Annotated in this window: 11 protein-coding genes; 3 read left to right on the top strand and 8 right to left on the bottom strand. The window is 64.1% G+C overall.

The annotated features are described in order from the left end of the window. Positions 1–125: 125 nt before the first annotated feature. The 6 genes from AB688_RS25590 to AB688_RS25565 form a co-directional block, all read right to left on the bottom strand. Positions 126–1,307: an NAD(P)/FAD-dependent oxidoreductase gene (locus tag AB688_RS25590; RefSeq protein ID WP_063546485.1), complete on the bottom strand. Its 1,182-nt coding sequence runs from the start codon at positions 1,305–1,307 to the stop codon at positions 126–128. Between the two features lie 145 nt (positions 1,308–1,452). Continuing rightward, entirely contained in the window at positions 1,453–2,790 is a 1,338-nt protein-coding gene (dbpA, locus tag AB688_RS25585; protein ID WP_231100341.1) for an ATP-dependent RNA helicase DbpA, read from the bottom strand. Positions 2,791–2,902: 112 nt separating this feature from the next. Next, positions 2,903–4,330 (bottom strand): multidrug transporter subunit MdtD, encoded by a 1,428-nt coding sequence (gene mdtD, locus AB688_RS25580; protein WP_054893133.1) that lies wholly within the window; start codon positions 4,328–4,330, stop codon positions 2,903–2,905. A 70-nt stretch (positions 4,331–4,400) separates the two neighbouring features. Continuing rightward, positions 4,401–5,732, bottom strand: coding sequence for a TldD/PmbA family protein (locus tag AB688_RS25575; RefSeq protein WP_063546481.1), 1,332 nt, complete (start codon positions 5,730–5,732; stop codon positions 4,401–4,403). Then, on the bottom strand, positions 5,732–7,174 hold the full coding sequence (locus tag AB688_RS25570; protein WP_063546479.1) for a TldD/PmbA family protein: 1,443 nt from the start codon (positions 7,172–7,174) through the stop codon (positions 5,732–5,734). Before AB688_RS25570 ends, AB688_RS25575 begins: the two co-directional genes overlap by 1 nt. A gap of 30 nt (positions 7,175–7,204) precedes the next feature. Continuing rightward, a complete protein-coding gene (locus tag AB688_RS25565; protein ID WP_063546477.1) occupies positions 7,205–9,007 on the bottom strand; it encodes an acyl-CoA dehydrogenase in 1,803 nt (600 codons plus the stop codon). 427 nt (positions 9,008–9,434) lie between these two features. On the opposite strand from AB688_RS25565, the gene AB688_RS25560 reads away from it, so the two are divergent. Beyond that, a complete protein-coding gene (locus AB688_RS25560) occupies positions 9,435–12,341 on the top strand; it encodes an RHS repeat-associated core domain-containing protein (protein ID WP_063546475.1) in 2,907 nt (968 codons plus the stop codon). Between the two features lie 73 nt (positions 12,342–12,414). Here the strand turns inward: AB688_RS25560 and putA are convergent, their stop codons facing one another. Both putA and AB688_RS26950 read right to left on the bottom strand, forming a co-directional pair. Beyond that, entirely contained in the window at positions 12,415–16,365 is a 3,951-nt protein-coding gene (putA, locus tag AB688_RS25555; RefSeq protein WP_063546473.1) for a trifunctional transcriptional regulator/proline dehydrogenase/L-glutamate gamma-semialdehyde dehydrogenase, read from the bottom strand. 94 nt (positions 16,366–16,459) lie between these two features. After that, positions 16,460–16,648: a hypothetical protein gene (locus tag AB688_RS26950; RefSeq protein WP_155738237.1), complete on the bottom strand. Its 189-nt coding sequence runs from the start codon at positions 16,646–16,648 to the stop codon at positions 16,460–16,462. A 74-nt stretch (positions 16,649–16,722) separates the two neighbouring features. Between AB688_RS26950 and putP the strand changes: the two genes are divergently transcribed. Next, positions 16,723–18,201, top strand: a complete 1,479-nt coding sequence (gene putP, locus AB688_RS25550; RefSeq protein WP_054893139.1) for a sodium/proline symporter PutP — start codon at positions 16,723–16,725, stop codon at positions 18,199–18,201. A 148-nt stretch (positions 18,202–18,349) separates the two neighbouring features. Beyond that, positions 18,350–19,186, top strand: coding sequence for a 23S rRNA (adenine(2030)-N(6))-methyltransferase RlmJ (locus AB688_RS25545; protein WP_063546471.1), 837 nt, complete (start codon positions 18,350–18,352; stop codon positions 19,184–19,186). Positions 19,187–19,294: the final 108 nt, after the last annotated feature.

Genomic DNA, 19,294 nt, shown 5'->3' with positions numbered 1-19,294 from the left:
GTCCAGGAAAACAGCGGGGGCCTGTAGGAGCGGGCTCGTCCCGCGATGGGCTGCGCAGCAGCCCCAAAAAAACCGGCACTCGGCACAGACCAGCAAGAAGCGTTCCGTGCTGAAAGGATTCTACTCTAAACGAACTGCGCCGCTGCGTTGGCAGAGGCCCACGCCCACTGGAAATTGAACCCGCCCAGGTGGCCGCTGACGTCCAGCACCTCGCCGATGAAGAACAATCCCGGGCTCTTGAGCGATTCCATGGTCTTGGACGACACCTCGCGGGTGTCGACGCCGCCCAAGGTCACTTCCGCGGTGCGGTAGCCCTCGGTACCTGCCGGCACCAGTTGCCAGGCCGCGAGCTGCCCGGCGATCTGGGTCAATTCTGCCGGGGTGTACTGCTTCAGGGGTTTCGAAACGAACCACTGCTCGGCCAGCAGGGTCGCCAGCTTGCGGGTGAACACCTCGCCCAGCACGGTCTTCAGCTCGCTGTTGGGGCGTTCGGCCTGCACGCCTTGCAGCCATTCCAGCGCATCACGGTCGGGCAACAGGTTGATCTCCAGCGTGTCGCCCGCTTCCCAATACGAGGAAATCTGCAGGATCGCCGGGCCGCTCAGGCCGCGATGGGTGAACAGCAGGTTTTCGCGAAAACTGGTGCCGTTGCAACTGGCAATGCAGTCCAGCGACGTGCCGGAGAGCTCAGTGCACAATGCCTTGAGCTGGGGCTCGGTAATGGTGAACGGCACCAGCGCGGCGCGGGTCGGCAGCAGGGCGTGGCCGAACTGGCGGGCGACCTGGTAGCCGAAGCCGGTTGCGCCCAGGGTCGGGATCGACAGACCGCCGGTCGCGATCACCAGCGACTGGCAGGCAAATGCTCCGGCACTGGTCTGCAGGCGATAACCGCTGTCGGTCTTCTCGATCTGCTCGATGCTGGTATTCATCCGCAGCTCGGCGCCGGCGTCGTCGCATTCGGCCAGGAGCATGTCGAGGATGTCGCTGGACTTGTTGTCGCAGAACAGCTGGCCGAGCTTCTTCTCGTGGTACGGCACGCCGTGCTTGGCGACCAGCGCGATGAAGTCCCATTGGGTGTAGCGCGCCAGCGCCGACTTGCAGAAGTGCGGGTTCTGCGAGAGGAAATTGGCGGGCTCGGTGTACATGTTGGTGAAGTTGCAGCGCCCGCCGCCGGACATGAGGATTTTCTTGCCCGGTTTGTTGGCATGGTCGAGCAGCAGCACGCGGCGGCCGCGGCGCGCGCTGAGCTGGGCGCACATCAGGCCGGCGGCGCCGGCGCCGAGGATGATCACGTCGGTGGAGTGCACGGTGTTACCTCATGGATTGCCGGGGCCGCTTCGCGGTCCATCGCAGGCAAGCCAGCTCCCACAGGATCCCCAGAGCCTAGGCCGGGTGCATTCCCTGTGGGAGCTGGCTTGCCTGCGATGGGCTGCACAGCAGCCGCAAAATGGTTCAGACGATACGGACCTTCAGGGCACGCCCTTTGATCTTGCCGCTGTTCAGTCGCTGCATCGCCTGCTTGGCCACGGCCCGCTCGACCGCCACGAAGGCCACGAAATCGAAAATCGCGATCTTGCCCACCTGCTTGCCCGGCAGCCCGGCATCGCCGGTCAGGGCGCCGAGGATGTCGCCCGGACGCAGCTTGTCCTTGCGCCCGGCGGCGATGCACAGGGTGGTCATGGTCGGCAGCAGTGGTTCACCGCCCTTGCTCTTCAGGCTGTCCAACTGCTCCCAGCGCAGCGGGCGCTTCTGCAGGTCTTCGATGGCCTGGGCGCGGTGGCCTTCGGCCGGGGCCACCAGGCTGATCGCCACGCCTTTCTCGCCGGCACGGCCGGTACGCCCGACGCGGTGCACATGGATCTCGGCATCGCGCGCCAGTTCCACGTTGATCACAAGGTCCAGGCCGTCGATATCCAGGCCGCGGGCGGCGACATCGGTGGCCACCAGCACCGAGCTGCTGCGGTTGGCGAACATCGTCAGCACCTGGTCGCGGTCACGCTGTTCCAGGTCACCGTGCAGGGCCTGGGCGACGATGCCCTTGGCGGTGAGGTGGGCGACCAGGTCCTCGCACTGCTGCTTGGTGAAGCAGAACGCCACGCACGACTGCGGGCGGTAGTGGCCCAGTACGCGGGTAACCGCCTCCAGGCGCTGCTGCGGGTCGATCTCGATGAAACGCTGCTCGATCTGGTTGTCGCTGTGCTGGCTCTCGACCGTGACCTGCTGCGGCTTGCGCATGAAGTCGGCGGCCAGTTGCGCGATGCCGGCCGGGTAGGTGGCCGAGAACAGCAGGGTCTGGCGGCGCGATGGGGTCTTGCCGATGATTGCGGCGATGGCGTCGAAGAAGCCCATGTCGAGCATGCGGTCGGCTTCGTCGAGTACCAGGGTGTTGAGCCCCTTCAGGTCCAGGGTGCCCTTGTCCAGGTGCTGCTGGATGCGGCCCGGGGTGCCGACGATGATGTGCGCACCGTGCTCCAGCGAGGCGATCTGCGGGCCCAGCGAGACGCCGCCGCAGAGGGTGAGGATCTTGATGTTGTCCTCGGCGCGGGCCAGGCGGCGCAGTTCCTTGGCGACCTGGTCGGCCAGTTCCCGCGTCGGGCACAGCACCAGCGCCTGGCAGCCGAAGAAGCGCGGGTTGATCGGATTGAGCAGGCCGATGCCGAAGGCGGCGGTCTTGCCGCTGCCGGTCTTGGCCTGGGCGATCAGGTCCTGGCCCTTGAGGATGACCGGCAGGCTCTGGGCCTGGATGGGGGTCATCGAGGCATAGCCCAGGGCGTCCAGGTTGGCCAGCATGGCGGCGGACAGCGGCAGGGAGGCGAAAGCGGTGGATTCGGTGGTCACGAGGCGGGCCTGCGGTGCGAAGCGAAAAATGCCGCACAGTCTACCAGCCTCATGGCCATTCGCCCTACGTTTCCACGTGTTCTTCCGGACGACGGGCACGCCTTCCGTCCGTCGGCGACAGTTGCAGGAAGATCGCCGCGGCCAGCATCGCCATCAGGCCGATGGTCAGGAAGGTCAACTGGAACGCGCCCAGCGTGGTTTCCACTCCCTCTGCGCTCCCCGAGGCGGTAAAGCCGCCGAGCAGCGCACCGGCGCAGGCCACGCCCAGGCTCAGGGACAGTTGCGCGACCACCGACAGCAGGCTGTTGCCGCTGCTGGCGCTGGCGTCGTCGAGGTCGATCAGCGTCACCGTGTTCATCGCGGTGAACTGCAGCGAGTTCACCGCGCCCAGCAAGCCTAACTGCATCAGCAGCAGCCAATACGGCGTCTGCTCGTCGACCAGTCCCAGGCTGGCCAGCAGTACCCCCAGCAACAGCGTGTTGCCGGTGAGGATGATGCGATAGCCGAGGCGCTCGATCAGTGGCCGCGCCACCGACTTGGCGATCATCGCCGCGGCGGCCAGCGGGATCATGCTCATGCCGGCCTGGGCCGGCGAATAGCCCAGCGCCACCTGCAGCAGCAGCGGCACCAGGAAGGGCAGGGCGCCGCTGCCCAGGCGGGCGAACAGGTTGCCGAGGATGCCGATGGCAAAGGTACGCACGCGGAACAGGCTGGGCGAGAACAGCGGCTCCGGGTCACGCCCGGCGCGCAGCCAGTAGGCGGCAAGGCAGGCCATGCCGGCGAACAGCAGCAACATCACCCGCAGGTGTGGCAGGTGCAACTCGCCCAGGCCCTCCATGGCGATGGTGATCAGCACCATCGCGGCGCCGAACAGGATGAATCCGGGTCCATCGAAGGTGGTGCGTTCGCTGCCGCGCAGGTCGGGGATGAACTTCCATACCGCGTAGCACCCCAGCGCGCCGACCGGCAGGTTGAGCAGGAAGATCCAGTGCCAACTGAGGATTTCCACCAGCCAGCCGCCGACGGTTGGGCCCAGCAGCGGGCCCAGCAGGCCGGGGATGGTGATGAAGCTCATGATCCGCACCAGCTCCGAGCGTGGGTAGGCGCGCAGCACCACCAATCGCCCGACCGGCAGCATCAGGGCACCGCCCAGGCCCTGGATGACGCGGGCGATGATCAGAAAGCCCAGGCTGTTGGCCGCCGCGCACAGCAGCGAACCCAGGCTGAACAGCAGGATGGCGCCGAAGAAGATGTGCTTGGTGCCGAAGCGGTCGGCGATCCAGCCCGAAGCCGGAATCAGCAGGGCCACGGTGAGCATGTAGGCGATGATCACGCCCTGCATGCGCAGCGGGTCTTCTGCCAGCGAGCGGGCCATGGCCGGCAGCGCGGTGTTGAGGATGGTGCCGTCGAGCGACTGCATGAAGAAGGCGATGGCCACCACCCAGGGGATCCAGCGGGCGGTGGTAGGGTCGAGCGGGGCGCGTTCGGGCATGGCCTCTATCCTGAAAAGTGCGCAGTTCCCTGTGGAAGCGTCTAAACGGCGCTCCCACAGGGGCGTGGCGTTACAGTGTCAGCGTCAATCCTCTGACCAACGCCCCGGGCAGATGACTCGATCCGGTTTGCCGTTGCCCATAGGTGCTGGTCGACAGGATCAGTTCGCGTTCGCGGGTCAGGTCCTCCAGCTGAGGGCCCAGCAGATTGTAGAGGCTGTCGTCGAAGCGCATGGTGCTGACCGGGCCCTGGATCTGGCCGTCTTCCACCCAGAACGTGGCGAAGCGGGTCAGGCCGGTCATGCGCGCTGCCGGCAGGTCTGAATAGTTCAGGTACCAGAGGTTGCTGATGTACAGCCCGGTGCCCAGGCGCGCCAGGATATCCGCCGACGCCAGCTCCCCAGGTGCCAGGCTCAGGGCGCACGGTGCCTCATAGCTGTCGGCGCCGTTGCCCTGCAGGGCGAACTCTGCCGCGCTGCGAGGGCTGACCAGGCGCGCGCTGCCCCGGCCTTCGACGATCAGCGCTACGTCCTCGCGGGGCGAGCCCTCGCTGGAGAACGACGGGCTCAGCGAACCGCTGACCTGCTCCGAGAAGCCAACCCGTGGATCGAGCTGGGCATCACCGGTGTACAGACGTTGCAGTGGGCTGTTGCCGGTGGCCAGGGCCTGGGCCGAGAAGCCTCCCCAGCCGAGCATGCCCGCGATCTCGTCCATGGCCGCTGGCGCCAGGTAGGCGCGGTAGCGGCCAGGCTTGAGGGTGATCGTCGGGCGCCCCAGGTACTCAAGCTGTTCGCGGGCCAGTTGCAGGCGTGCACTGAAGGCCTCGCCGCTCCAGACCTGGCCCGCATAGTTGGCCTTCACCGCCTGGCCGTTGCTGTGGAACAGGCTCCAGTCGAAATTGAAGCTGTTGGCCTGGTGCCAGCCGAAGGCCCCGAACGAGCTGGCGAAACCCCGGCAGATCGGGCCGGCGGCGTAGATGCCGACCAGATCGAGGTTGCCTGCCTGCTGCTCGACCAGTGCCAGTACTTCAGTGAAGTCGGGCAGCGCCGGTTCTTGCACGCTGTGGCTGTGCCAAGCGCTTTCGTCGATTTTCAGGTAGGGGTCGAGCGGCAGCAGTGGCAAGGTCTGGCGCAGTTGCGCCAGGGCATCTTGCAGGCGCTGGCGATCCAGTTGCGCATCGTCACCGAGAGTGAACTGCTGTTCGGCCTGACGCCCGTCACGCACCAGACGCAACAGTGCGCTGGCCTGGGCCACTTCGCCGGCCTGACGCACCTTGGCATGGTTGAAACGCACGAAGCGCGACTGCTCGGCGCTGTAGCCGAGGGTGAACTGCTCGCCGGGGTGCAGCGCCTCGCGCAGCGCACTGACCAATGCCTCGAAGCGTTCTTGATAGGGGGTGCTCATCAGGCGTCTCCTCCGAATACGTCGATCTGGCGGAACACGCAGGCCGGCGAGGCATGGCCGACCCGGATGACCTGGTTGGGCTCGCCCTTGCCGCAGTTGGGTGTGCCAAGCACCTGGAAGGTGCTGCTATCGCCCACTGCCGACAGGTTGCGCCAGAACTGCGCGGAGATGCCGCGATAATTGGGGTTCTTGACGACACCCTTGAGCTCGCCGTGTTCGATCAGTTGGCCCCATTCGCAGCCGAACTGGAACTTGTTGCGCGCATCGTCGATGGACCAGGAGCGATTGGTGCGCATCAGGATGCCGTGCTCGATCCCACCGATGAGTTGTTCGAGCGACTGGTCGCCCGGCTCGATGTTGAGGTTGGCCATGCGGTCGATCGGGGCGCGGTTCCAGCCACAGGCGCGGCTGTTGGCCACGCCGTCGAGCCCTGAGCGCAACTGCGACAGGGCGCCGCCCAGCGGGCGCAGTAGCTTGCCCTCGCGGATCAGGAACTGCTTGCTGGCCGCGGTGCCGTCGTCGTCGAAGCTGTAGCTGGCCAGCTCCTCGTCGATGGTAGGGTCGAAGGTCACGTTCAGCAGGGGCGAGCCGTATTGCAACTGCCCGAAATCGCTGGGCTTGACGAAGCTGGTGCCCGCGTAATTGCGCTCGTCGCCAAGAATACGGTCCATCTCCAGCGGATGGCCGATGGACTCGTGGATCTGCAGCATCATCTGGTCGGGCATCAGCAGCAGGTCGCGCGCACCGCTCGGGGTGTTGGGCGCCAGCAGCAGTTGCAGGGCTTCGTCGGCGATACGCCGGGCGGCGCCGACCAGGCCGCAGCGCTGGACGACTTCGAAGCCACCCTGCTGACCAAAGTTCTCCCGGCCCAGGCTGCGGCTCTGGCTGTCGCGCCCATCGCTGGCGGTGACGCCAAGGCCCGGAAAGATGAAGCGCTGCGCGTTGCGCAGCTCAGCGCCGGCCGAGTTCAGGTAAGTCTGCTCGACCAGGGTGATGCCCAGGCTCGCCTGCCAGTCCACCAGACGTTCGTCCTTGGGCACACTGGCCGATTCAGTGGCGAGCAGCTCGAGGCAATCAGCAAGGTTTGGCAGCGATTGGTCGAAGTTGGGCGAGATATGGTCGTGGCGCGTGCTCGGCACCGGTTGGTCGCGCAGGTCGAGCAGGTGGTGGCCGGTGATCTGCCGGGCCAGGGCCTCGGCGTGTTCCAGGGCGCGTTGCAGGCCGCTCTGCGACAGGTCGGCGGTGGCGGCGTAGGCCTCGACGCCGTTCAGGCGCACGGTGAGCATGGCACCTTCGTCCTGGCTGAAGAATGGCGGTTCGGCGACGTTGCGCCGCACCGACAGCGATTGATGCGATTGCTTCACGTGGCGAAGCGAGAACAGTTCGGCCGTGCTGCGCAGCGCTGCGAAGCGCTGGCGCAGCAGGGCGCTGGAATCGAACATGCGGGAACCTCCGGTTCGCGGTGGCTCCCCCTAGAACCACCCCTCTTGCATGCCCAGGCAGGTGTCGTCGCGTGCCTCGAGCAGTGCGAGCTCAGTATGGCAGCCTGGCACTTCCCAAGTCAGGAAATAACGTGCGGCCTGCAACTTGCCACAGTAAAAATCGCGATCGACATCGACTCCCTTCATCAGCCCGAGTTCGGCATGGATGGCCTGCTCCAGCCAGCGCCAGCCGATCACGCAGTGGCCGAACACCTTGAGGTACAGCGCCGAGTTTGCCAGCGCGCCGGCGACCTTGCCCTGGGCCAGGTCGCCGAGCAGTGCCAGGGTCACGGCTTGCAGGCGGTTGACCAGTTGCTCCAGCGGCTGGCGCAGTGCGTCCAGGTTGGGGTGATGGCTGGCGCGCTCGGCAGTGCTGGCGATCAGGCGAATCAGCTGCTTGAGCCCGGCGCCGCCGTTCTGCGCCAGCTTGCGCCCGAGCAGGTCGAGCGACTGGATGCCTTCGGTGCCTTCGTGGATCGGGTTCAAGCGGTTGTCGCGGTAGTACTGCTCTACCGGGTATTCGCGGGTGTAGCCGTGGCCACCAAGAATCTGGATCGCCAGTTCGTTGGCCTTGAGGCAGAACGTCGAAGGCCAGGACTTGACGATCGGGGTGAGCAGGTCGAGCAGTTCCTGGGCCTGGGCGCGTGCCGCCTCGTCGGGTGCGCTGTGGGTGTCGTCGAACAACCGGGCGGCATACAGGCCCAGGTCGAAGGCACCTTCCACATAGGCCTTCTGCGCCAGCAGCATGCGTCTTACATCGGCGTGTTCGATGATCGGCACTGCTGGGCTGCCGGGATCCTTGTTGTCCACCTGGCGGCCTTGCGGGCGTTGGCGGGCGTAGTCCAGCGAGTACAGGTAGCCGGCGTAGCCGAGCATCACCGCGCCCATGCCGACGCCGATGCGCGCCTCGTTCATCATCTGGAACATGCACGCCAGGCCCTGGTGCGGCTTGCCGACCAGATAGCCGACGCACTGGCCGTTGTCACCGAAGTTCAACGCCGTGGAGGTCGTGCCACGCCAGCCCATCTTGTGGAACAGCCCGGCCAGCAGCACGTCGTTGCGGGCGCCGAGGCTGCCGTCGTCGTTGACCAGGTACTTGGGCACGATGAACAGCGAAATGCCTTTCACCCCGGGCGGTGCATCCGGCAGCTTGGCCAGGACCATGTGCACGATGTTCTGCGACAGCTCGTGGTCGCCGCCGGAGATGAAGATCTTGTTGCCCTTGAGCCGATAGCTGCCATCGCCTGCGGCTTCTGCACGGGTGCGGATATCGGCCAGCGACGAGCCGGCGTGGGGCTCGGTCAGGGCCATGGTGCCGAAGTAGCGACCTTCGATCATCGGCTGCAGGAAAAGGCGCTTCTGCTCGTCGCTGCCAAAACTCTCGATCAGGTTGGCTGCGCCCATGGTCAGGAAGGGGTAGGCCGTGGTGCCAGCGTTGGCGGCCTGAAAGTGGGCGAAGCAGGCTTGCGAAACCAGGCTTGGCAACTGCATGCCGCCGACGTCGAAGTCGCGGTTGGCGTTGAGGAAGCCCGCCTCGAGGAAGGCCTCTACCGCAGGCTTGACCTCGGGAATCAGCTCGGCGCGGCCGTCGACATAGCGCGGCTCGTGCTCGTCGCCCTTGCGGTTGTGCGGGGCGAAGTACTTCTCGGCAATCGTGCGGGCCGTACCGAGCGCTGCGTCGAAGGTCTCGCGGTTGTGCTCGGCGAAACGCGGGCGCTGGGTCAGGCCCTCGGCGTCGAGGACTTCGTAGAGTTCGAAGGCGAGGTTGCGGCTGCTGAGGAGTTGCTCGGACATGACGGCATTCCTGGGTTCGAGATGCTGCGAGTCTAGAGCCAGGGATAGTGGCTGCACAGGCTCATGGGTGTGCGTGATGACACTCCAGAAGGCTGAGCGCAGGTGGGCCATCAGTGTCGCTCGCTTGTCGAACTACCTTGCGCTGCTCCACTGGTATTTCTGTCAGGTGTGGCTTGTGCATCGCTGGGGTAGCCTAGGCTCTGTCTGAAATGCATCTGCACTCGCCCATACTGCGTTGAGACGGGGCTCGGAATGCTCATGTACTCCAGTACCGTCGGGCGAGGCCCCCGGGCGTTCCTTACCCTGTTCGCCTTGTCTGGCCTTCGTGCAGACACATTCAGGACAGAGCCTAGGCCTTTGTCGGATCCCCGTTGAGCTCTGATTGGGGGGCTGCTTGCCATTTAGACCCGCACCGGAGCATTGCCCAATGACCAGCAACGCGCCATTAGTCCATTGCCAAACCCCATCGGTATCGGTGTTTGCTCGCAAGCTGAAGGTACGGGAAATCACCTGCCATCGTGATGGGCTTGCGCTTGGGCAGACCACCCTGCTCATCACGCGGCACAGGCACGATCCTAGTGGTTTCCTGGATCGTAGCAGCGACCCGCGTATGGCTGGGCGCGGTCTGGTGAACTTCGCGTTGGCCAACGATTTCGCTGGCAAAGTGCTGCGTGTTCAGAGTGTCGACGCGGGTATTGAAGTTGCCTTGGCTGATATCGATAGTCGGCCTTTGGTGCGTATCACTGCAATCGCGACAGGTGCAGAAGGGCGTGACGATTACAGCCAGGCGGTGGTACGTCGATCGGTGTACGAGGCTCACGGTCTGGCGGGCCGTTTGTCGAGCATCAGCGATACAGTTGGCGGTGGTGTTCCCCGCATGACCCAGCGCTTTGTCTATGGGGATAGCAGTGCACTGGAGCGGGGGCGAAACCTGGCGGGTCGCTGTATACGTCTTTACGACACTGCTGGCCTTGCCCTGCACGACGCCATCGCCATGACGGGGACCACGCTGTCTGTCACCCGACGTCTTCTGGGGCAGGGAGATGAAGTACAGACAGTGGTCGATTGGCAAGGTGAAAGCGTCGATGAATGGGATCGCGCACTTGAGCCGATTGCACAGGCGCGCACTACGTGTTCGGTCGTGGACGCAACCGGAACAGTATCGAGCATTGTCGATGCAGCAGGGCACCTGCGGCGTGTCACCTATGACATCGCGGGTCGGCTCCAGGCAAGCTGGCTGAGGCGCAAAGGCGCTCAAGAGTGCGAGATCGTCCGGTCGACGAGTTACCTGGCAGGTGGACATAAGACCCGTGAACTGCATGGTAATGGTGTGTTGAGCACCTATTTCTTTGAGCCACGAACGCAACGCCAGGCGCGGCTACGGATCGAGCGGCCTGCGAGTCATGCCCTGGGTGCAAGGCTCCTGCAGGATTTGCGGTATACGTTCGACCCTGTGGGCAATGTGGTGAGCGAACGTGACGAGGCCGACAATAGGCGGTTCTGGCGCAACCAGGTGGCGGAACCGCAGACAACCTACCATTACGACAGCCTTTATCAATTGGTCAGCGCCTGCGGAAGGGAGCAGGTCAATGCGTCATCGCGGTCGGGAGAGTACAACACGCCGTCTCCTTCTCCCCATGATGAGACGCTCTTTACCTGTTATACCCGCAACTTTATCTATGACACTGCTGGCAACCTGACGCGCATGGTGCACCGGGTGCCTGCTAGCAATCACTGTCGTGTCGTCGAGATCGCAGTCAGTGACCGCAGCAATCGGGCGGTGCTGGGCATGATGGCGAAGACACCTGCCGAGGTTGAGGCGTTGTTCACGGCAAAGGGTCAGCAGATCTCGCTGTTACCCGGCAATCCCTTGTGCTGGACGCCTCAAGGGGAGTTGCATCAGGTCATCTCCCAGCAACGCGAGGAGGGGCAGGATGACCATGAGCACTACCGTTATGACAATGCCAGCATGCGAGTCCTGAAAGTCAACACGCAGTGGAGCGCTGCAAGCCAGCACACGCTTCGAGTCACCTATTTACCCGGGCTTGAATTGCGCTGCACTACCCGCGATGCCTCCCTTGAGGAGGAGTTGCAGGTTATTTCGGTCGGTGAGCCCGGTCATGCACAGGTGCGAATGTTGCACTGGTGCAGCGAGGTGCCTGACGGGTTGGAGAACGATCAACTGCGCTACAGCTACGACACGCCACTGGGCAACGGCATCCTGGAGGTCGACGGCGCGGGCAGACTGATCAGCCATGAAGCGTATTACCCTTTTGGGGGAACCGCGTTGTGGGCAGCCCGTAGCGAGCTTGAAGGGAGTTACAAGACCTTGCGTTATTCAGGCAAGGAACGAGATGCGACTGGGTTGTACTACTACGGTTATCGCTACTACCAGCCGTGGGTCGGGCGGTGGCTGAGTGCAGACCCGGCGGGTGCGGTGGATGGCCTTAACTTGTATTGCATGGTGCGCAACAATCCGGTGACGCGCAGGGATGCCAACGGATTACACAGTTTTGAGTCGGAGTTCGGGGCTGACTTCGCTGCGTTGGACAAGTTGATCGAGTTTCCGGAGATTTTTAAAAATCTGAAGCCTGGGGTTGTACTAAAGGGCAATGTCAGTCACGACACGCAACATCGAAAGAAATTAACGGTGTATTGGATGCGTGAGAGTGAGGCGTATCAACCCACTGAACTGGAAAGGGTCATAGGTCCGTCGGGCAACAGCGAGCAAGAAGCTCTTGGTCCGGCTGCGCAGCTCGCGGAGGATCTAGGGGTGACTGAACAGTTTGCCAAGGACTTTATGCGTAGCACGTACACTCTGATAGAAAACGGCGAGGAAACGCCCTTGTTTGTACACAACGTCGAGAAGTACTTCAGCCCGCAGCAGCTAGAGGTTATTTCGATGCTTGCGCATCAAGCACTTGCTGCCGAGATAACCAGCTTACTCTACTCCATCGAGCCTGCCGGCGGGGCGTTCACCGAGGAAGGCCAGGTGCGCGGCATATGGTCAGCGGCCCCGGGCGCGGCCTCTGAATACCAGATTCACAGGGGCACAAGAGGCGAACCGGACGAGGTATCGATCAGCTCGAGACAGGTCTTCAGCCTGAAGGATGTGGCGACAGGGGACTTTATAGCTAAGGTTGATGCGATTACCCAGCAGACTGTATTGCTGGCCACATCTACCGAGAGTGGAGCGGTAAATTATAACCTCCAGAAGCATGTGCCCAGCCTGCAAAAGATAACGCTTTTGCATGTTTTGCCGGAGCAACCGGTGACCAAAAAGTCACCCGTTTTATCCAGATTCAAGTTCTGGAAATCGAAAAAAAAACAATAGGTGGGTTGCCCGCGACCACCGTTTCGCTGCTGAACCGGTGGGAGCGGGCTTGCCCGCGATGGCGTCAGTACGGTCAGCCGATGGTCATCAGGCTGGCGTTACCCCCCGCAGCCGCGGTATTCACGCTCACCGCACGCTCGATCACCAACCGCTCCAGCGCGATCTGCTGATCACCGCTGGACAGCCCATGCACACCCACGATGGCACCGGCACGCTTGGCGACCTGCTGGCACACCGCACGCAACTGGTCGGAGTCGCCGTGATGGATGACCGCGTCGAACGCCACTTCATCCTTGCTCCAGTCGGCCACCAGCTTGATCTTGCCTTGCAGTTCTTTCGGCAGGCGTCCGCGCAGGCCCTTGGCCGGCTCGCCGTCGGCCCACACCGCCGAGCTGCCCACTGCCAGCACCGCGGCGAACTGCGCGAGCAGGTCAGCCTCGTTGTCGGCCAGGCACAGCACATGCTCGCGAGGCAATACGGTGTAGGTGTTGCGCTCGCCGGTCGGGCCAGGCAGGACACGGGTGATGCCACTTTGCGACTGTTCGGCGAACTGCTCGCACAGTTCCACCAGCTCGGGCTGGTTGCTCGAAGCCCAGGCCTTGAGCACCTGCAGCGGCTTGAGCAGTTGGTCGCGCAGGGTGGTGTCGGCCTTGGTCTCACCGTCGGCGCGCTGGAAGTGGCGGGCGATGGCGTCAGCCGGACGGGTCGACAGCAGGCGGTACAGGTACAGCGGGCCACCGGCTTTCGGGCCGGTGCCGGACAGCCCTTCACCACCGAATGGCTGCACGCCGACCACGGCACCGACGATGTTGCGGTTGACGTACATGTTGCCGGCGTTGACGTTGTCCACCACCTTGGCGATGGTCTCGTCGATGCGGGTGTGCACGCCCAGCGTCAGGCCGTAGCCGGAGGCGTTGATCTGCGCGATCAGCTGGTCGAGGTGCTTGCGGTTGTAGCGCACCACGTGCAGCACCGGGCCGAAGATCTCGCGCTTGAGTTCGTCGAAGCTTTCCAGCTCGATCAGGGTAGGCATGACGAAGGTGCCGCGCTTGCACTCCTCGGATTCGGCGATGGCCACCTGGTAGACGCTGCGACCTTTCTCACGCATGGCCTGGATGTGCTTCTCGATGCCAGCCTTGGCTTCTGCGTCGATCACCGGGCCGATGTCCACCGACAGGCGCTCGGGGTTGCCCATGCGGTTCTGCGCCATGGCGCCCTTGAGCATCTCGATCACGCGGTCGGCGGAATCTTCCTGCAGGCACAGCACGCGCAGCGCCGAGCAGCGCTGGCCGGCGCTGTCGAAGGCCGACGACACTACATCGATCACCACCTGTTCGGTCAGCGCCGAAGAGTCGACGATCATCGCGTTCTGCCCGCCGGTTTCGGCGATCAGCGGGATCGGACGACCCTGGGCATCCAGGCGACCGGCGACGTTGCGTTGCAGCAGGCGCGCGACTTCGGTGGAGCCGGTGAACATCACGCCCTTGACCCGCTCGTCGCCGACCAGGCCGGCGCCGACGGTTTCGCCGCGCCCCGGCAGCAGTTGCAGCACGCCTTCAGGGATACCGGCTTCGAGCAACAGGCGCACGGCCTGGGCCGCGACCAGCGGGGTCTGTTCGGCCGGCTTGGCCAGCACCGGGTTACCGGCGGCCAGTGCGGCGGCCACCTGGCCGGTGAAGATCGCCAGAGGGAAGTTCCATGGGCTGATGCACACGACCGGGCCGAGCGGGCGGCAGGCGTCGTTGCTGAAGTCGTTGCGCGCCTGCACTGCGTAGTAGCGCAGGAAGTCCACGGCTTCGCGCACTTCGGCGATGGCGTTGGCGAAGGTCTTGCCAGCCTCGCGGATGAGCAGGCCCATCAGCGGCTGGATCTCGGCTTCCATCAGGTCGGCGGTGCGCTCCAGGATCGCGGCGCGCTCGGCCGGCGGGGTGGCTTGCCAGATTGGCGCGGCATTGAGGGCACACTGGATGGCGTTGTCGACGTCGGTGACGCTCGCCTCTTGCACATGGCCCACCACATCGCGGTGATCGGCTGGGTTGAGCACTGGCGCAGCGGCTTCCTGGCTGGTGGCGCAGGCCAGCAGCGGGGCAGCCTTCCAGTCGTTGTGTGCGGTTGCCAGCATGGCGCAGGACAGCGACGCCAGGCGGTGTTCGTTGGCCATGTCGATGCCAGCCGAGTTGGCGCGCTCGCTGCCATAGAGGTCGCGCGGCAGTGGAATGCGCGGATGCGGCAGGCCGATGCTGCCTTCCTGGGTGGCCATGCGCTCGATGCTCGCGACTGGGTCGGCGACCAGTTCCTGGATGGAGATCGAGTGGTCGGCGATCCGGTTGACGAACGAGGTGTTGGCGCCGTTTTCCAGCAGACGACGCACCAGGTAGGCCAGCAGGGTTTCGTGGGTGCCGACCGGCGCATAGACACGGCACGGACGGTTCAGCTTGCCATCGGCGATCTTGCCGACGACCTGCTCGTACAGAGGCTCGCCCATGCCGTGCAGGCACTGGAACTCGTACTGGCCTGGGTAATAGTTCTGGCCGGCAATATGGTAGATGGCCGACAAGGTGTGGGCGTTGTGCGTGGCGAACTGCGGGTAGATGGCTTCCGGCACCGACAACAGCTTGCGGGCGCAGGCGATGTAGGACACGTCGGTATAGACCTTGCGGGTGTAGACCGGGTACCCCTCCAGGCCTTCGACCTGGGCGCGCTTGATCTCGCTGTCCCAGTAGGCGCCCTTGACCAGGCGGATCATCAGGCGGTGACGGCTGCGCTTGGCCAGGTCGATGACCGAGTCGATCACGTACGGGCAGCGCTTCTGGTAGGCCTGGATGACGAAACCGATACCGTTCCAGCCCGCCAGTGACGGCTCGAAGCACAGGCGTTCGAGCAGGTCCAGCGACAGCTCCAGGCGGTCGGCTTCCTCCGCGTCGATGTTCAGGCCGATGTCGTAGTGCTTGGCCAGTTGGGTCAGCGACAGCAGGCGCGGGTACAGTTCTTCCATCACGCGCTCGTATTGCGCGCGGCTGTAGCGCGGGTGCAGCGCCGAGAGCTTGATCGAGATGCCCGGGCCTTCATAGATGCCGCGCCCGTGCGAGGCCTTGCCGATCGAGTGGATCGCCTGCTCGTAGGAGGCCAGGTACTTCTGGGCGTCGTGCTCGGTCAGCGCGGCTTCGCCGAGCATGTCGTAGCTGTAGCGGAAGCCCTTGGATTCGAAGCGGCTGGCGTTGGCCAGGGCTTCGGCGATGGTCTCGCCGGTGACGAATTGCTCGCCCATCAGGCGCATGGCCATGTCGACACCCTTGCGGATCATCGGCTCGCCACTCTTGCCGATGATGCGGGTGAGCGAGGAGGTCAGGCCGGATTCGTTGTGGGTGGAGACGAGCTTGCCAGTCAGCAGCAGGCCCCAGGTGGCGGCATTGACGAACAGCGATGGGCTGTTGCCCAGGTGTGGCTGCCAGTTGCCCGTGCTGATCTTGTCGCGGATCAGCGCGTCGCGGGTACCTTTGTCGGGGATGCGCAGCAGGGCTTCGGCCAGGCACATCAACGCCACGCCTTCCTGGGACGACAGCGAGAACTCCTGCAGCAGGCCCTGGACGATGCCGGCGCGGCCGCTGGCGCTCTTCTGGTTGCGCAGCTTGTCGGCCAGGCCTGCGGCCATCTTGTTGGTCGCTTCGGCCAGCGGGGCCGGCAGGCGTGCCTGCTCCAGCAGCATCGGCACCACTTCCTGCTCGGGGCGACGGTAGGCTGCGGTGATCGCTGCGCGCAGCACGGACTGCGGCAGAATGCTTTCGGCGAATTCGAGGAAGCACTGGTGGGCGTGGTCGGCCGGAAGTTCGCCGGCGTCGTCACCGAGCTGTGCGGCGTGGCCGTTGATTTCGTTCAGGGTTGCACCACCCTCGAGCTTCTCCAGGTAATTGAAGATCGCTTGCTTGATCAACCAGTGCGGGGTGCGGTCGATGGACTGCGCAGCCGCTTTGAGTCGCTCACGGGTCGGGTCGTCGAGTTTGACCCCAAGGGTGGTCGTCGCCATTTCTTATCCTCGTTATTGCCACGGGCGTGGCTAAGCTGGCGGCAAGATTAGCGCCAGGCACCTCTCGGGTGCAACCGGGTGCAACCCGAATTTTTCATGAAAAAGGTGCAACTCGTCCGGCGCAAGACGCTAAACAGCGGAAAGGGTCGTTTTTGCTGCCTTTGCTTATTAAAAGCGTCGCTTTTGCTTCAAAAAGGAGCAAAAAAGGGGTTTTAACTGAAAAGACATTTCCAGGTGCAACTTGCAAATGAAAAATGGTTGCACCCGATTCATGTTGTTGCATAGGATTCGCCGCCTGGGTGCAACCGTCTCACGAAAGTCGGGTGCAAGAGATAACAACAACGCCAGGGCACAACCATGGGCAATCCAATCACGATCACCTTTGTGATCTACATCGCGGCAATGGTGCTGATCGGCTTCGCGGCCTATCGCTCCACCAAGAACCTCTCCGACTACATCCTCGGCGGTCGCAGCCTCGGCAGCGTGGTCACCGCGCTTTCTGCTGGCGCTTCCGACATGAGCGGCTGGCTGCTGATGGGCCTGCCGGGCGCCATCTACATGTCGGGCCTGTCGGAGGCCTGGATCGCCATCGGCCTGACTGTCGGTGCCTACCTGAACTGGCTGTTCGTCGCCGGCCGTCTGAGGGTGCAGACCGAGCACAACGGTGATGCGCTGACGCTGCCCGACTACTTCGCCAGCCGTTTCGAAGACAACAGCGGCCTGTTGCGGGTGATCTCGGCCATCGTGATCCTGGTGTTCTTCACCATCTACTGCGCCTCGGGCATCGTTGCCGGCGCGCGTCTGTTCGAAAGCACCTTCGGCATGTCCTACGAGACAGCGCTGTGGGCCGGTGCTGCGGCGACTATCGCCTACACCTTCGTCGGTGGTTTCCTGGCGGTGAGCTGGACCGACACCGTGCAGGCGTCGCTGATGATCTTCGCGCTGATCCTCACGCCGATCATCGTGCTGATCTCCACCGGCGGCTTCGACACCACGATGCTGGCGATCGAAGCGCAGAACGCGGCGAACTTCGACATGTTCCGCGGCGCTACCTTCATCGGCATCATCTCGCTGATGGGTTGGGGCCTGGGCTACTTCGGCCAGCCGCACATCCTGGCGCGTTTCATGGCTGCCGACTCGGTGAAGTCGATCGCCAACGCACGCCGCATCTCCATGACCTGGATGATCCTGTGCCTGGCCGGCACTTGCGCCGTGGGCTTCTTCGGCATCGCCTACTTCTCGGCCAACCCTGATCTGGCCGGCCCGGTCACCGAGAACCACGAGCGTGTGTTCATCGAGCTGGCGAAGATCCTGTTCAATCCGTGGGTCGCCGGTGTGCTGCTGTCGGCCATCCTGGCGGCAGTCATGAGCACCCTGAGCTGCCAGTTGCTGGTGTGCTCGAGTGCACTGACCGAGGACTTCTACAAGGCTTTCCTGCGCAAGGGTGCTTCGCAGACCGAGCTGGTCTGGGTCGGTCGAATGATGGTGCTGGCCGTGGCATTGATCGCCATCGCGCTGGCGGCGAACCCTGACAACCGTGTGCTGGGCCTCGTGGCTTATGCCTGGGCGGGCTTCGGTGCTGCGTTCGGGCCGGTGGTGCTGCTGTCGGTATTGTGGAAGGGCATGACCCGCAACGGTGCCCTGGCGGGGATCGTGGTGGGTGCACTGACCGTGATCCTGTGGAAGAACTACGTCGGGCTTGGCCTGTACGAAATCATCCCGGGCTTCCTGTTCGCCACCATCGCCATCATCGTGGTGAGCAAGCTGGGGCGTCCGAGCGGCAGCATGGTTTCGCGGTTTGAAACGGCTGATGCTGCATATCACGCAGACAAGTAACACCTGCTGATCCGGCGACGGCTGCTTCGCGGGCGGGCCCGCTCCTGTGGGGGCGGGCCTGCCCGCGAATGGCCCTTGTGCCGATCGACGGCCAGGCCTGACTCCGCCCGCAAGGCAAGGTAAACTTGCCGCCCCCGCAGGAGTTGCCATGAACTATCGTCACGCCTTCCACGCCGGCAATCATGCCGACGTCCTCAAGCACATCGTGCTGACCCGCCTCATCGCCTTGATGTCGCGCAAGGAACAGCCGTTCGCCTATATCGACACCCACGCCGGCCTGGGTCTGTACGACCTGCAAGGCGACCAGGCCACGCGTACCGGTGAATATCTCGAAGGCGTTGCCCGCCTGTGGAATCGTGAAGACCTGCCGGCTGCCACCGCTGACTACCTGCGCATCATCAAGCGCCTCAACGCCGATGGCGAGTTGCGCTACTACCCCGGCTCGCCGGAGTTGGCACGGCGCCTGATGCGCCAGCAGGATCGCGCACTGCTCAACGAGAAACACCCCGAAGACGGGCCTTTGCTCAAGGAAAACATGAAGAAGGATCCGCGGGTCACCGTGCACCTGGGCGAGGGCTGGCATGTGCCGCGCGCGCTGCTGCCGGTGCAGGAAAAGCGCGCGATCATGCTGATCGACCCGCCCTTCGAGCAGGCCGACGAACTCAAGCGCTGCACCGTGGCGATGAAGGAGGCGATCGGTCGCATGCGCCAGACCGTCGCGGCCATCTGGTATCCGATCAAGGACCAGCGCTCGCTGACCCGTTTCTACCAGGACCTGACCAGCACCGGCGCGCCCAAGCTGCTGCGCGTCGAACTCTATGTGCATCACCAGGACAGCCCGCAGGGGCTGAACGGCTCGGGCCTCGCCATCGCCAACCCGCCATGGGGGCTGGAGGAGGAGCTCAAGGAGCTGCTGCCCTGGCTGGCCAGGGAGCTGGCACAGGCGGCGGGCAGCTTCCGCATGGACTGGCTGATCGCCGAATAACCCCGCTCCCACAAGGGGCAGTGTGTCCCTGATCTTTGCGTTATAATCCCGCCCTTTAGCCGCCAGCCGCCCACGAGGCCGCTGGCGCATCTCTACCGAATGAAGAGG

Origin of the sequence: Pseudomonas putida (assembly GCF_001636055.1) — a bacterium.
Taxonomy (GTDB): Bacteria; Pseudomonadota; Gammaproteobacteria; order Pseudomonadales; family Pseudomonadaceae; genus Aquipseudomonas; species Aquipseudomonas machongensis.
Note: the sequence above shows the minus strand (reverse complement) of the source record. Positions and strands in the feature narration are given on the sequence as shown.

Coding starts and splice junctions, on each gene's coding strand:
- putP (WP_054893139.1), top strand. CDS start 16,723: ATGGGCAATCCAATCACGATCACCTTTGTGATCTACATCGCGGCAATG.
- AB688_RS25575 (WP_063546481.1), bottom strand. CDS start 5,732: ATGAGCACCCCCTATCAAGAACGCTTCGAGGCATTGGTCAGTGCGCTG.
- AB688_RS25565 (WP_063546477.1), bottom strand. CDS start 9,007: ATGTCCGAGCAACTCCTCAGCAGCCGCAACCTCGCCTTCGAACTCTAC.
- AB688_RS26950 (WP_155738237.1), bottom strand. CDS start 16,648: ATGCAACAACATGAATCGGGTGCAACCATTTTTCATTTGCAAGTTGCA.
- AB688_RS25545 (WP_063546471.1), top strand. CDS start 18,350: ATGAACTATCGTCACGCCTTCCACGCCGGCAATCATGCCGACGTCCTC.
- dbpA (WP_231100341.1), bottom strand. CDS start 2,790: ATGCTGGCCAACCTGGACGCCCTGGGCTATGCCTCGATGACCCCCATC.
- AB688_RS25560 (WP_063546475.1), top strand. CDS start 9,435: ATGACCAGCAACGCGCCATTAGTCCATTGCCAAACCCCATCGGTATCG.
- AB688_RS25570 (WP_063546479.1), bottom strand. CDS start 7,174: ATGTTCGATTCCAGCGCCCTGCTGCGCCAGCGCTTCGCAGCGCTGCGC.
- mdtD (WP_054893133.1), bottom strand. CDS start 4,330: ATGCCCGAACGCGCCCCGCTCGACCCTACCACCGCCCGCTGGATCCCC.
- putA (WP_063546473.1), bottom strand. CDS start 16,365: ATGGCGACGACCACCCTTGGGGTCAAACTCGACGACCCGACCCGTGAG.